General features: G+C 72.7%; 11 protein-coding genes. 8 read left to right on the top strand and 3 right to left on the bottom strand.

The window, feature by feature from the left end; translation table 11 throughout:
• Nucleotides 1-3: 3 nt before the first annotated feature.
• Nucleotides 4-933: a LysR family transcriptional regulator gene (locus GA0070611_RS01620; protein WP_091656112.1), complete on the bottom strand. Its 930-nt coding sequence runs from the start codon at nucleotides 931-933 to the stop codon at nucleotides 4-6.
• 35 nt (nucleotides 934-968) lie between these two features.
• On the opposite strand from GA0070611_RS01620, the gene GA0070611_RS01615 reads away from it, so the two are divergent.
• The 8 genes from GA0070611_RS01615 (at nucleotide 969) to GA0070611_RS01580 (ending at nucleotide 9,865) form a co-directional block, all read left to right on the top strand.
• Nucleotides 969-1,700, top strand: coding sequence for a succinate dehydrogenase cytochrome b subunit (locus GA0070611_RS01615; protein WP_197675940.1), 732 nt, complete (start codon nucleotides 969-971; stop codon nucleotides 1,698-1,700).
• A gap of 1 nt (nucleotide 1,701) precedes the next feature.
• Nucleotides 1,702-3,636, top strand: coding sequence for a fumarate reductase/succinate dehydrogenase flavoprotein subunit (locus tag GA0070611_RS01610; RefSeq protein ID WP_091656109.1), 1,935 nt, complete (start codon nucleotides 1,702-1,704; stop codon nucleotides 3,634-3,636).
• Nucleotides 3,633-4,394, top strand: a complete 762-nt coding sequence (locus GA0070611_RS01605) for a succinate dehydrogenase/fumarate reductase iron-sulfur subunit (RefSeq protein WP_091656107.1) — start codon at nucleotides 3,633-3,635, stop codon at nucleotides 4,392-4,394. Before GA0070611_RS01610 ends, GA0070611_RS01605 begins: the two co-directional genes overlap by 4 nt.
• A gap of 632 nt (nucleotides 4,395-5,026) precedes the next feature.
• The gene (locus GA0070611_RS01600) at nucleotides 5,027-6,211 is read left to right on the top strand and encodes a zinc-dependent alcohol dehydrogenase (protein WP_091656104.1); all 1,185 of its coding nucleotides are present in this window, start codon (nucleotides 5,027-5,029) and stop codon (nucleotides 6,209-6,211) included.
• Nucleotides 6,208-7,152: an SDR family NAD(P)-dependent oxidoreductase gene (locus GA0070611_RS01595; RefSeq protein ID WP_091656102.1), complete on the top strand. Its 945-nt coding sequence runs from the start codon at nucleotides 6,208-6,210 to the stop codon at nucleotides 7,150-7,152. The genes GA0070611_RS01600 and GA0070611_RS01595 overlap by 4 nt, the downstream gene beginning before the upstream one ends.
• A gap of 76 nt (nucleotides 7,153-7,228) precedes the next feature.
• Nucleotides 7,229-8,377, top strand: coding sequence for an MBL fold metallo-hydrolase (locus tag GA0070611_RS01590; protein ID WP_091656100.1), 1,149 nt, complete (start codon nucleotides 7,229-7,231; stop codon nucleotides 8,375-8,377).
• Nucleotides 8,378-8,507: 130 nt separating this feature from the next.
• Nucleotides 8,508-9,224: a sugar transferase gene (locus GA0070611_RS01585; RefSeq protein ID WP_091656098.1), complete on the top strand. Its 717-nt coding sequence runs from the start codon at nucleotides 8,508-8,510 to the stop codon at nucleotides 9,222-9,224.
• Nucleotides 9,221-9,865 carry a NeuD/PglB/VioB family sugar acetyltransferase gene (locus GA0070611_RS01580; RefSeq protein WP_091656096.1) on the top strand — a complete coding sequence of 215 codons (645 nt, stop codon included), beginning with the start codon at nucleotides 9,221-9,223 and terminating at the stop codon, nucleotides 9,863-9,865. Before GA0070611_RS01585 ends, GA0070611_RS01580 begins: the two co-directional genes overlap by 4 nt.
• A 31-nt stretch (nucleotides 9,866-9,896) precedes the next feature.
• Here the strand turns inward: GA0070611_RS01580 and GA0070611_RS01575 are convergent, their stop codons facing one another.
• Entirely contained in the window at nucleotides 9,897-11,408 is a 1,512-nt protein-coding gene (locus tag GA0070611_RS01575; RefSeq protein WP_091656093.1) for a deoxyguanosinetriphosphate triphosphohydrolase family protein, read from the bottom strand.
• Between the two features lie 56 nt (nucleotides 11,409-11,464).
• Nucleotides 11,465-12,727 (bottom strand): nucleotide sugar dehydrogenase, encoded by a 1,263-nt coding sequence (locus GA0070611_RS01570; protein WP_091656091.1) that lies wholly within the window; start codon nucleotides 12,725-12,727, stop codon nucleotides 11,465-11,467.
• Nucleotides 12,728-12,788 lie beyond the last annotated feature (61 nt).

Here is a 12,788-nt window from a genome sequence, read left to right as displayed (position 1 = left end):
CCGCTAGAGCGGCTCCACGCCGGCCGGGAGGGCGTCGGCGGCGGTGGCGTCGTGCACGTACTCCAGCAGGATGCGACGCAGCTCGCGGCCGGCGTGGGTGGGCACCACGTCCCGGCGGCGGGCGACCGCGATGGTCCGCCGTACGCCGGGCGGCGCGAGCCGGGTGACCCGGATGCCGGGGCGCCGGGTCACCGCGATGCCGGGGACCAGGGCGGCGCCGAGTCCCGCCTCGACGAAGCTGAGCACGGCGTCCATCTCGCCCCCGTCGACGGCGAGGGTGGGCTCGAAGCCGGCGGCCCGGCACGCCTGGAGGGTGGCGTCGCGCAGGTCGTAGCCCTCGCGGAACATCACCAGCGGCAGGTCGCGCAGGTCGGTGATGCGCAGCTCGCCCGTGTCGGCGGCGGCCGGCAGCGGGTCGACCGAGGCCACCACGAGGCTCTCCCGCAGGATCGCGTCGGCGCGCAGGCCGGGGTCGGTGCCGGCCGACGGCATGATGATCAGCGCCAGGTCGAGGTCGCCCCGCAGCAGGTCACGGACCAGGTCCTGGGAGCCGCCCTCCTCCACCCGCAGGTCGACGGTGGGGTGGGCGTCGCGGAACCGGCGCAGCACCGGCGGGGCGAGCGAGGTGGCGAGGCTGGGGGTGGCGCCGAGCCGGACCCGGCCCCGGCGCAGCCCGACCAGCTCCTGCACCTCGCGGGTGGCGGTGTCGACGTCGGCGAGGATCCGCTTGGCCAGCGGGAGCAGCACCTCACCGGCGGCGGTGAGGGCGATGTTGCCCCTTACCCGTTCGAAGAGCGGGGCCCCGAGGTCGGTCTCCAGGGCGTGAATTTGCTTACTCAACGAGGGCTGGGTGATGCCCACCAGATCGGCAGCTTGGGTGAAATGTCGTACTTCTGCGACCGCGACGAAGTACCGGAGCTGATGGAGCTGCATCTACATAGCTTATGGCTATCAAGACTGCGAGGTCGATGCATTGGACGACTGATCCAAGTCCTCCTAGCGTCGGTCAGGTGGTAATCACGAAAACTCGGTCGCCCATCCGTACCAATGTCGGCCTCAAGGTCGTCATGGCGGTGACGGGCATCCTCCTGGTGCTGTTCCTGATCCTGCACATGCTCGGGAACCTGAAGATCTTCACGGGCGAGACCTCGTTCGACCACTACGCGCACTGGCTGCGCAGCATCGGCACGCCGCTGCTGCCGACCACCTGGTTCCTCTGGATCCAGCGCGCGGTGCTCACGGTCGCGGTGCTCGCCCACATCGGCGCGGCCACCGTGCTGGCGCTGCGCGCCCGGGCCGCCCGCCCGGTGGCGTACGCGCACCGCAAGAAGATCCACGTGAACTACGCGGCGCGCACCATGCGCTGGGGTGGGGTGATCATCCTGCTCTTCGTGATCTACCACATCCTGGACCTGACCACGGGTCACCTGAACCCGCAGGGCGACCCGGCCAACCCGTACGGCAACGTGGTCGCCGACTTCGCCCCGGAGCGCTGGTACGTCACCCTCTTCTACGCGCTGGCCGTGATCACCCTCGGCTTCCACCTGCGCCACGGCGCGTTCAGCGCGTTCCGCAGCCTCGGCCAGCAGACGCCGAAGGGCGAGCGCCGGGCCCGTACCGCCGCGCTGGTCTTCGCCGTCGTGCTCTGCGCCGGCTACCTGATGGTCCCGTTCGCCGTACTCACCGGATTGGTGGCCTGACATGGATCTCTACACCGAGGGCGACCCGGTCGCCGACACCAAGGCCCCGGACGGCCCGATCGAGACCCGGTGGGACCGCCACCGGTTCGAGATGAAGCTGGTCAACCCGGCCAACCGCCGGAAGCTGACCGTCATCGTGGTGGGCACCGGGCTGGCCGGCGGCTCCGCCGCGGCGACCCTGGCCGAGCAGGGCTACCACGTCAAGTCCTACTGCTACCAGGACAGCCCGCGGCGGGCGCACTCGATCGCCGCGCAGGGCGGCATCAACGCCGCGAAGAACTACCGCAACGACGGCGACTCGGTGCACCGGCTCTTCTACGACACCGTCAAGGGCGGCGACTTCCGCTCCCGGGAGTCGAACGTGCACCGGCTGGCCGAGGTGTCGGTCAACATCATCGACCAGTGCGTCGCCCAGGGCGTCCCGTTCGCCCGTGAGTACGGCGGCCTGCTGGACACCCGGTCCTTCGGCGGCGCGCAGGTGCAGCGCACCTTCTACGCCCGGGGCCAGACGGGCCAGCAGCTGCTGCTCGGCGCGTACCAGGCGCTGGAGCGGCAGATCGGCCTGGGCAACGTGGAGATGAACAGCCGCCACGAGATGCTCGAGCTGGTGATCGTCGACGGCCGGGCCCGCGGCATCGTGGTCCGCGACCTGGTCACCGGTGAGATCAGCACCGAGATGGCGGATGCGGTCGTGCTCGCCTCCGGCGGCTACGGCAACGTCTTCTACCTCTCCACCAACGCCAAGGGCTGCAACGTCACCGCCTCCTGGCGGGCGCACCGCAAGGGCGCGTACTTCGCCAACCCCTGCTACACGCAGATCCACCCGACCTGCATCCCGGTCTCCGGCGACCACCAGTCGAAGCTGACCCTGATGAGCGAGTCGCTGCGCAACGACGGCCGGGTCTGGGTGCCCAAGGCGAAGGGCGACACCCGCGCCGTTCGGGACATCCCCGAGGACGAGCGGGACTACTACCTGGAGCGGATCTACCCCTCCTTCGGCAACCTGGTGCCCCGCGACATCGCCTCCCGGGCCGCGAAGAACGTCTGCGACGAGGGTCGCGGCGTGGGCCCCGGCGGGCTCGGCGTCTACCTGGACTTCGCCGACGCCATCAACCGGCTGGGCCGCAAGGCCATCGAGGCCAAGTACGGCAACCTCTTCGAGATGTACGAGCGGATCACCGGCGAGGACCCGTACGAGGTCCCGATGCGGATCTACCCCGCCGTGCACTACACGATGGGCGGCCTCTGGGTCGACTACGACCTCCAGTCGAGCATCCCGGGCCTGTTCGTGATCGGTGAGGCGAACTTCTCCGACCACGGCGCGAACCGACTCGGCGCGTCGGCGCTGATGCAGGGCCTGGCGGACGGCTACTTCGTGCTGCCGAGCACGCTGGCCAACTACCTGGCCTCGGGCCCGCTGGAGAAGGTCGACGCGAGCCACCCGGAGGCGGTCGCGGCGCGCACCGAGGTCGAGCAGCGGCTGGCGCGGCTGCTGGCCGTCAACGGCGACCGGACGGTGGACTCGTTCCACCGGGAGCTGGGCCAGATCATGTGGGAGCACTGCGGCATGGAGCGCTCCGAGGCCGGCCTGCGCAAGGCGATCGACGAGATCCGGACCCTGCGCGACGAGTTCTGGCAGCGGGTCCGCGTCCCGGGCGACGGCGAGGGGCTCAACCAGTCGCTGGAGAAGGCCGGCCGGGTGGCCGACTTCTTCGAGCTGGCCGAGCTGATGTGCATCGACGCCCTGCACCGCGAGGAGTCCTGCGGCGGCCACTTCCGGGCCGAGCACCAGACCCCGGACGGCGAGGCGCAGCGCGACGACGACCGGTTCGCCTACGTGGCGGCCTGGGAGTACACCGGCACCGGTCAGCCCGTGCTGCACAAGGAAGACCTGACCTTCGAATACGTCCACCCCACGCAGCGGAGCTACAAGTGAACCTGACCCTGCGCATCTGGCGCCAGAAGGGCCCTGAGGACAAGGGTCGGATGGTGACCTACCAGGTCCCGGACGTGTCCCCGGACATGTCCTTCCTGGAGATGCTCGACGTGCTCAACGAGCGGCTGATCCTCGACGGCGAGGAGCCGGTGGCCTTCGACCACGACTGCCGCGAGGGCATCTGCGGCATGTGCAGCCTCATGATCAACGGTGAGGCACACGGCCCGCAGCGCGGCACCACCGCCTGCCAGCTGCACATGCGGCAGTTCAAGGACGGCGACACGATCGACATCGAGCCGTGGCGCGCCCGGGCCTTCCCGGTCGTCAAGGACCTGGTGGTCAACCGGAACGCGTTCGACAAGATCATCGCGGCCGGCGGGTACATCACCGCGCCGACCGGCAGCGCCCCGGAGGCGCACTCGGTGCCGGTGCCCAAGGCCGACGCCGACGCCGCCTTCGAGTCGGCCGCCTGCATCGGCTGCGGCGCGTGCGTGGCCGCCTGCCCGAACGGCTCCGGCATGCTCTTCACCGCCGCCAAGCTCACCCAGCTCTCGCTGCTGCCGCAGGGCCAGCCCGAGCGGTACACCCGGGTGATCGGCATGGTGGAGGCACACGACGAGGCCGGCTTCGGCGGCTGCACCAACATCGGTGAGTGCACGGCGTCCTGCCCGAAGGGCATCCCGCTGAACACCATCGGCCGGCTCAACCGGGACTTCCTCAAGGCGACCAGCAAGCGCGCCGGCACCCCGGGCTCCTGAGCCCACCGGCGGACCACCCGCCGCCGACCACGACCGCCGCGCCCCGCTCCCGGGGCGCGGCGGTCGCCCTTTTCCGGAGTACGCGACCACATCCGCCCGTTCCGACACACCGCTCCCGGGCCGCTGCAAACTTGATGACGTCTCCGATTCAGCCCCGCACGCCCGCGCACCGCACCGCGCGCCCCCGCGCCGCCCCGCACCGCGCGCCCCCACACCACCCGCGCGCGCCCCGGTGCCGCCCGGCGCGCGGCGATCCTGGTACGAAAGGGCCGCCGTAGGGGCCGACATCTTCCAAGATCTCCAGCGGTCCCACCTGATGACCGCTCAATCCCATTGAGTGGAGGAGCGGCGGGGCGGGGCGGGGCGGGGCAATGGGAGGCGGGGTGGGCGCTGGACGCGGGTGAATCGCTTGGATCATCAAGTTTGTAGCGTCCCGCCATGAAGCCGGCCCGGGGCGGCGGGAACGGGGCAGCGGGAACGGGGCGGTGCCGACCCGGGGAGCCGGGCAGGCAGACCGGGCAGTCTGCGGCGGGCGGGCGCGGGCCGCCGGTGCCGGGGGGCGGATCGCCGGTTCAAGTGCCCCGGCGCGGGTAGCAGTCCCATGGACGGCACTGAGGAGGGGACATTCCGGCATGAAGGCACTGACCTGGCACGGCAAGCGCGATGTCCGCGTGGAGGACGTACCCGACCCCCGGATCGAGGAGCCGACCGACGCGATCGTCCGGATCACCTCGACCGCGATCTGCGGCTCCGACCTGCACCTGTACGAGGTGCTCGGGGCGTACCTGAGGCCGGGTGACATCCTCGGGCACGAGCCGATGGGCATCGTCGAGGAGGTCGGGTCCGGGGTGACCCGGCTCAAGAAGGGCGACCGGGTGGTCGTCCCGTTCAACATCTCCTGCGGGCACTGCTGGATGTGCGAGCGGCAACTGTACGCGCAGTGCGAGACCACCCAGGTGACCAAGGAGGGCAAGGGCGCGTCGCTGTTCGGCTACACCTCGCTCTACGGCGCGGTCCCCGGCGGCCAGGCCGAGTACCTGCGGGTGCCGCAGGCCCAGTTCGGCCCGATCAGGATCCCGGACACCGGCCCGGACGAGCGCTGGCTCTACCTCTCCGACATCCTGCCGACCGCCTGGCAGGCGGTGAAGTACGCGGACACGCCGCCCGGCGGCACCCTGGCCGTCTTCGGCCTCGGGCCGGTCGGGCAGTTCTGCGCCCGGATCGGCCGGCACCTCGGCGCGGGCCGGGTGATCGGCCTCGACCTGGTCCCGGAGCGCCTGGAGATGGCCCGCCGGCACGGCATCGAGGTGCTCGACGTCAGCCAGCTCGACGACGTCCCGGGCGCGCTGATCGACCTGGTGGACGGGCGCGGACCGGACGCGGTGATCGACGCGGTCGGGATGGAGGCGCACGGCGCGCCGCTGGGCAAGTTCGCCCAGGCCGCCGCCGGCCTGCTGCCGGACAAGCTGGCCCAGCCGATGATCGACGCGGCCGGCGTGGACCGGCTCGTGGTGCTGCACGCCGCGGTCAAGGCGGTCCGGCGCGGCGGCACGGTGTCGATCTCCGGCGTCTACGGCGGCGAGCAGGACCCGATGCCGATGATGGAGATGTTCGACCGGGGCGTGCAGCTGCGCATGGGCCAGTGCCACGTCAAGCGCTGGGTCGACGAGATCATCCCGCTGCTGGAGCGCGACGACGACCCGCTGGGCGTGGAGGACCTGCGTACCCACCGGCTGCCGCTGGCGCAGGCGCCGCAGGCGTACGAGATGTTCCAGAAGAAGGAGGACGGCTGCGTCAAGGTCGTGCTCGCGCCGTGAGCCGGACGGTGGTGATCACCGGCGCGACCAGCGGGATCGGCCGGGCGGCGGCCCGGGAGTTCGCCGGCCGCGGGGACCGAGTGGTCCTCGCGGCCCGCTCCCCCGAGACCCTGGCCGAGGTCCGCGCCGAGTGCCGGGCGGCCGGTGCGCGGGCGCTGGTCGTGCCGACTGACGTCACGGAGCCCGGCGCGGTGGCCCGGCTGGCCGACGCGGCCGAGGCCGAGTTCGGCGGCATCGACGTCTGGGTGCACACCGCCGCGGTGATGTCCTACGGCCGCTTCGACGAGACGCCGGCCGAGGTCTTCGAGCAGGTGGTCCGGACCGACCTGCTGGCCTCGGCCGAGGTGGCCCGGGTGGCGCTGCGCCGCTTCCGGGCCGCCTCGGCCGGCACGCTGATCCTGACCGGCTCGGTCCTCGGGCACATCACCGCGCCCTACATGAGCGGCTACGTGGCGGCCAAGTGGGGGTTGCAGGGGCTGGCCCGGGCGTTGCAGCAGGAGGCGCGGGAGACGCCGGGGGTACGGGTCTGCCTGGTCAACCCGGGCAGCGTGGACACCCCCGTCTACCAGCAGGCCGCCAACTACCTGGGCCGGATCGGCCGGCCGCCGCTGCCGGTCACCACGCCGGAACGGGTGGCCCGGGCCGTCGCGCACTGTGTGGACCACCCGCGTCGGGAGATCTCCGTCGGCCGGCTCAACGTGCTGATGCGGGTCGGCTTCACCGTGCTGCCCGGCGTGTACGACGTACTGGTCGGGCCGCTGATGCGGCTCGGCGGCCTGACCCTGCGGCCGGTGGCCCCGCACGACGGCGTGGTCTTCACGCCCAACCCGGCCGGCGAGGCCGTCCGGGGCGGCTGGCTGCCGGACGTGTCCGGAATGGTCCGCTCGCTGGCCGGGGCCGGCGGGACGGTCGGCTCGGCGGTGCTGCGCCGACTGCGCTGAGCCCTGTTTCACACCGGCGGCACGCCGTCGCGGTGGATACGGTGTACTGCGAAAGACGGCGGAGGGACGGGACACCATGCGGGCACCGGCGGACCGGCAACTGGACCGGGCACTGGGCAGGCGGCTCTGGCGGATGACGGGGCTGGCGGCGGTGGCCGGCCTGGCCTGGGCGGCCCGGGACGTGCCGGCGCAGCTCGGCGGCCGGCTCACCGGCGCCCGGGCGGAACGGGCCGCCCGCTCCCCGCGGTTCCGCGACGGCACCTTCCACAACCCGGCCAGCACCCGCACCATGGTCGCCGACCCGGGGCGCAACCTGCTCAAGGAGCTGGTACTCGGCAAGCAGAAGCGCCGCCCGGACAGCGCCGTGCCACTGCTGCGCCCCGAGGAGCGGCAGCTCAGCGGCGACGCGGCGCACACCGAACTCGGCATCGTCTGGTACGGCCACGCCTCCACGCTGGTCGAGATCGAGGGTGAGCGGGTGCTGCTCGACCCGGTGTGGAGCGACCGCTGCTCCCCGTCCGCCCTGGTCGGTCCGCGCCGGATCCACCAGCCGCCGGTACGCCTCGACGAGTTGCCCCGGCTCACCGCCATCGTCATCTCCCACGACCACTACGACCACCTGGACATGGCGACCGTCCAGGGGCTGACCGCCCACCAGTCGGCGCCGTTCCTGGTCCCGCTCGGCGTCGGCGCGCACCTCGAGCGGTGGGGCGTACCGGACGAGCGGATCGTCGAGCTGGACTGGTCGGAGCGTCACGAGCTGGGCGGGCTGACCATCACCGCCACCCCGGCGCAGCACTTCTCCGGGCGCGGGCTGCGCCGCGACGGCACGCTCTGGAGCTCCTGGGTGATCGCCGGCGCGCACCGGAAGGTCTTCTACACCGGCGACTCCGGCTACTTCGACGGCTACGCCGCGATCGGCGCGGAGCACGGGCCGTTCGACGTGACGCTGATGCAGATCGGCGCGTACGACCGGGCCTGGCCGAGCATCCACATGTTCCCGGAGGAGGCGGTCACCGCCCACCTCGACCTGCGTGGCGGGCTGTTCGTCCCGGTGCACTGGGCCACCTTCAACCTGGCGCTGCACGACTGGTCGGAGCCGGTGGACCGGCTCTGGGCCGAGGCGAAGGCCCGCGACGTCCGGCTGGCGGTGCCCCGACCGGGCGAGCGGGTCGTGGTGGACGACCCGCCGCCGGTGGACGGCTGGTGGCAGGCCGTCGCCTGACGCAGCGCAGGGACGCGCCGGTCCGACACCGGGCCTGGACGCGACACACGCGAAAAATCTGGACAAGGCATTCTTGTGCGCATATTTAGCTACTCTGTCCGCTGAACACCGCCAGCGGCCGGAGGGCAACATGGACGTTCTTCACCTTCCCCCGAACGTCGAGAATCGACCGACGCACCCCGGGAAAGGGCTGGAGGGCACCGCCCACGACGTCGTCAAGCGGGTCGTCGACCTCGCGGTGGCTCTGGTCGCGCTGCTGCTGGCCGCCCCGGTGCTGGCCGTCGTGGCACTGGCGGTGCTGCTCACCATGGGCCGGCCGGTGCTCTTCCGCCAGCCCCGGCTCGGCCGGCACGGCCGGGAGTTCGTGATCCTCAAGTTCCGGTCGATGTCGACCGGCCCCGCCGACCTGGGCAGCGGGTCGGACGCGGCCCGGCTCACGCCGCTCGGCCGCTGGTTGCGCGACACCAGCCTGGACGAGCTGCCCAGCCTCTGGAACATCGTCCGCGGCGACATGAGTCTGGTCGGCCCCCGCCCGCTGCCGACCGGCTACCGCCACCGCTACACCCCGGAGCAGTTCCGCCGGCACGAGGTACGCCCCGGGCTCACCGGCCTGGCCCAGGTCAACGGCCGCAACGAGTTGAGCTGGGAGGCGAAGTTCGGCTACGACGTCTGGTACGTGGACCACCGGAGCACCCGGCTCGACCTGCGCATCATCGGCCGGACCGCGATCACCGTGCTGCGCCGGCAGGGGATCAGCGCGCCGGGTGTCGCCACCGCCCCCGAGTTCCACGGCACGGCGCGGCCGGAGCAGCCGCTGCCGACGTCGGCCGCGAGCCGGTCCTGGTGAGCCTCGACCTGGTGATCGTCGGCTGCGGCGGGCACGGCCGGGAGATCGCCCAGCTGGTGGCGGCGGTCAACGAGGCGGCCGGGCGTCCGGTGTGGCGGCTGCTCGGCTTCGTCGACGACCGCCCGTCCGAGCCGAACCTGAAGCGGGTCGAGGCGTGCGGTACGGCGTACCTCGGCACCGTGACCGACCTGGCCCGGCTGCCCCGGGGCACGCACGTCGTGCTCGGCCTGGGCGTGCCCCGGATCCGCCGGGCGGTGGCCGACCGGGTGGACGCCCTCGGCCTGCCGGCGGCGAGCCTGGTGCACCCCGACGCCACCGTGGGGGCCGACCTGGTGGCCGCCGAGGGCCTGGTGGTGTTCGCCGGCGCCCGGGTCACCACCAACGTCACCGCCGGTCGGCACCTGCACGTCAACCAGAACGCCACCCTGGCGCACGACTGCGTGGTCGGTGACGCCGTCTCGCTGCACCCGCTGGCCGCCGTCTCCGGCGACTGTCACCTGGAGAGCGGGGCGCTGGTCGGCGCGGGCGCGGTGGTGCTGCCGGGACTGCGCGTCGGGGCCGGCGCGACGGTGGGCGCCGGCGCGTGCGTGGTCCGGGACGTGCCGCCCGGGGCCGTGGTGAAGGGCGTACCGGCGCGCTGACCCGTCCCGCCGCCGACCGACCGGCGGCGGCTCAGAGCACGAAGGCGTCGGTCCAGAGCGCGCCGGAACGGCCGGAGAGCGCGTCCAGCATGGCCACCGCCTGACCGTCGGTGAGCTGCGCGACGAAGTCGACGATCGCCCGGCCGCGGGCCCGGCCGATCCGGTCCGGCGTACGCGGGTGCAGCTCCGCCTCGGCCAGCTCCACCAGGTCGTGCAGCCGCCGGGGCAGCCGCGACTCCTCCTCCGGGTCGAGCAGCCACTCCCAGAGCGCCTCCACCAGGGTGCCCAGCAGCCGGGCCTGGCCGCGCTGGTGCAGGGCCAGGTCGGGGCGGGCCAGCACGAACCGGTGGTGCACGAACTTGAGCACCTGCACCTCGTGCCACTGCGCCTTCGCCAGCAGCACGTAGCCGGAGCGGACGTCCGGCTCGCCGGTCACCGTGATGGCGTCGACGAACCGGGTCGACCAGCGGGCGGAGAAGCGGGCCACGTACTGCTCGGCCTCGATCGAGCCGTCGAAGGGCAGCGCCAGCAACCCCTCCACCAGTTCCTCGCGGACGTGCTCGACGGCGGCCGCGAACGCCTCGTCGTCGGCGATCCAGGCGTCCTTGCGGTGCAGCTGCCGGCGCAGCCGCTCGATCGCCGCGCCGGGGCGGCGTCCGGCCGCGGTCAGGGCCGGCTCGGTGATCGAGCGGAAGTGCCCGCACTCCCGCTGCCAGGCCATCAGCTCGGCGGCCACCGCGCCCTGCTGGAGCACCCCGACCCGGTAGAAGTCCTCCACGTCGTGGATCGCGTACGCGATGTCGTCGGCGGTGTCCATCACGGACGCCTCCGGGGTCTGCTGCCAGTCCGGGATCCGCCCGGCGAACGGCTCCCGGGCCTGGCGCAGGTCGTCCACCTCGGTGCGGTACGCGCCGAACTTCACCGACCCGCTCTCCGGGTCGTCCGGCGGGCCGGCCGCGCCCCGGGGCGCCGGGTCGAGGTGCCGGGGGTGCGGGTCCGGGTGGTCCAGCCGGGTCCACGGGTACTTCAGCATCGCCGCCCGGACCGCCGCGGTCAGGTCCAGGCCGGTGGTCGCCGCGCCGCGGATCTCGGTGCTGGTGACGATCCGGTACGACTGGGCGTTGCCCTCGAAGCCGTCGGGCAGCCCGAGCCGCTGGCGGGCCAGCCGGTCCAGCACCCGCTCCCCCAGGTGCCCGAAGGGCGGGTGACCGAGGTCGTGCGCGAGCGCGGCGGCCTCCACCACGTCCGGGTCGCAGCCGCCCAGCTTATCCAGCAGGTCCCGGTGCACCGGATCGGCGGTCAGCCGCTCGGCGATCGCCCGGGCCACCTGGGCCACCTTCAGGCTGTGCGTGAGCCGGTTGTGCACCAGCAGGCCGGAGCCGCCCGGGCTGATCACCTGGGTGACCCCGTTCAGCCGGGCGAAGAACGGCGACGCGACGATCCGGTCCCGGTCGGCCCGGAACGGGCTCGCGGCCAGGTCGCCGAGCGCCCGGGCGCTGCCACCGAAGAGCCGTCGGGCCCGCGGCTCCGCAGGTACGTCCATGATCGCTACGCTAGCGCAGCGGACGCGGGCCCGTCCCCGGTGCGCGCCACGGCGTCCTACAGGCGCTCCACCGCCGGTCCGGAGCACCGGTTGCGGGTGTCGAAGACGTAGCGCGCCCGCCGCTCGACCATGTCGTAGTCGAAGACGTCGTGGTCGGTCACCACGATCACCGCGTCGGCCGCGTCCACCTCCTGCTCGGTCAGCGGCACGACCAGCACGCCGCCGGGGATGTGGTGCGGCTCGGCGTACGGCTCGACGGCCCGGACCTCCGCGCCCAGGTCGCACAGCCGCCGCGCCACGTCGACGGCGGGCGAGTCGCGCATGTCGCCGGTGTTCTTCTTGTACGCCAGGCCGAGCAGCAGCAGCCGGGCCCCGCTGACCGCGCGGCCGGTCCGGTTGAGCCCGGCCATGATCCGCTGCGCCACGTGCTCGGGCATCTCGTGGTTGATGTCGTTGGCCAGCTCGATGAACCGGAACTGCCGGCCGAGGCGGCGCTTGACCTGCCAGGAGAGGTAGCACGGGTCGATCGGCAGGCAGTGCCCGCCGACGCCCGGCCCGGGGCGGAACGGCATGAACCCGAACGGCTTCGTCTCGGCGGCGTCGATCGCCTGCCACACGTCGATGTCCAGGTGGTGCGAGAGCATGGTCAGCTCGTTGATCAGGGCGATGTTGACCTGACGGTAGGTGTTCTCGATCAGCTTGGTCAGCTCGGCCACCCGGGTCGAGGTGACCGGCACGGTGCGGGTCACGATCCGGCGGTAGAACTCGTCCACCCGCTCCAGCGAGGCCCCGTCCACGCCGGAGACCACCTTCGGGGTGTTCTCCAGCCGCCAGGTCGGGTTGCCCGGGTCGATCCGCTCCGGGCTGTAGCCGAGGTGGAAGTCGCCGGGGCTGCGCAGCCCGCTGGCCGACTCCAGGAGCGGCCGCAGCAGCTCCTCCGTGGTGCCCGGGTACGTGGTCGACTCCAGCACCACCGCGCAGCCCGGCCGGACGTACGGGCCGATGCCGGTGCCGGCCTGCTCGACGTAGCTCAGGTCGGGGGTGCCGTCCCGCAGCGGGGTGGGCACGGTGATCACGCACACGTCGAAGCCCTCGGCGTCGGCGTAGTCGGCGCTCGGGCGGTAGCGGCCGCTGCCGAGGGCCCGCCCGAGCCGGTCCGCCGGGATGTCCTCCACGAAGGACTCCCCGGTGGCGAGCCGCTTGACCCGGTCGGTGTCGACGTCCAGACCCACCACGTCCATGCCTGCTTCGACGGCCCGCATGGCCAGCGGGAGGCCGACGTACCCCTGACCGATCACAACCAGCTTCTCAGCACTCACCTGGTCTCCAGTTTGGCGTAGGAATCACCTGATTGGAGGCTAGGTGGATTTCTCGCCACGA

Origin of the sequence: Micromonospora auratinigra, from assembly GCF_900089595.1 — a bacterium.
Taxonomy (GTDB): domain Bacteria; phylum Actinomycetota; class Actinomycetes; order Mycobacteriales; family Micromonosporaceae; genus Micromonospora; species Micromonospora auratinigra.
Note: the sequence above shows the minus strand (reverse complement) of the source record. Positions and strands in the feature narration are given on the sequence as shown.

Bases quoted from the DNA above. Each gene is read 5' to 3' on its own strand.
- GA0070611_RS01620 (WP_091656112.1), bottom strand. From the start codon at position 933: ATGCAGCTCCATCAGCTCCGGTACTTCGTCGCGGTCGCAGAAGTACGA.
- GA0070611_RS01615 (WP_197675940.1), top strand. From the start codon at position 969: ATGCATTGGACGACTGATCCAAGTCCTCCTAGCGTCGGTCAGGTGGTA.
- GA0070611_RS01610 (WP_091656109.1), top strand. From the start codon at position 1,702: ATGGATCTCTACACCGAGGGCGACCCGGTCGCCGACACCAAGGCCCCG.
- GA0070611_RS01600 (WP_091656104.1), top strand. From the start codon at position 5,027: ATGAAGGCACTGACCTGGCACGGCAAGCGCGATGTCCGCGTGGAGGAC.
- GA0070611_RS01590 (WP_091656100.1), top strand. From the start codon at position 7,229: ATGCGGGCACCGGCGGACCGGCAACTGGACCGGGCACTGGGCAGGCGG.
- GA0070611_RS01585 (WP_091656098.1), top strand. From the start codon at position 8,508: ATGGACGTTCTTCACCTTCCCCCGAACGTCGAGAATCGACCGACGCAC.
- GA0070611_RS01575 (WP_091656093.1), bottom strand. From the start codon at position 11,408: ATGGACGTACCTGCGGAGCCGCGGGCCCGACGGCTCTTCGGTGGCAGC.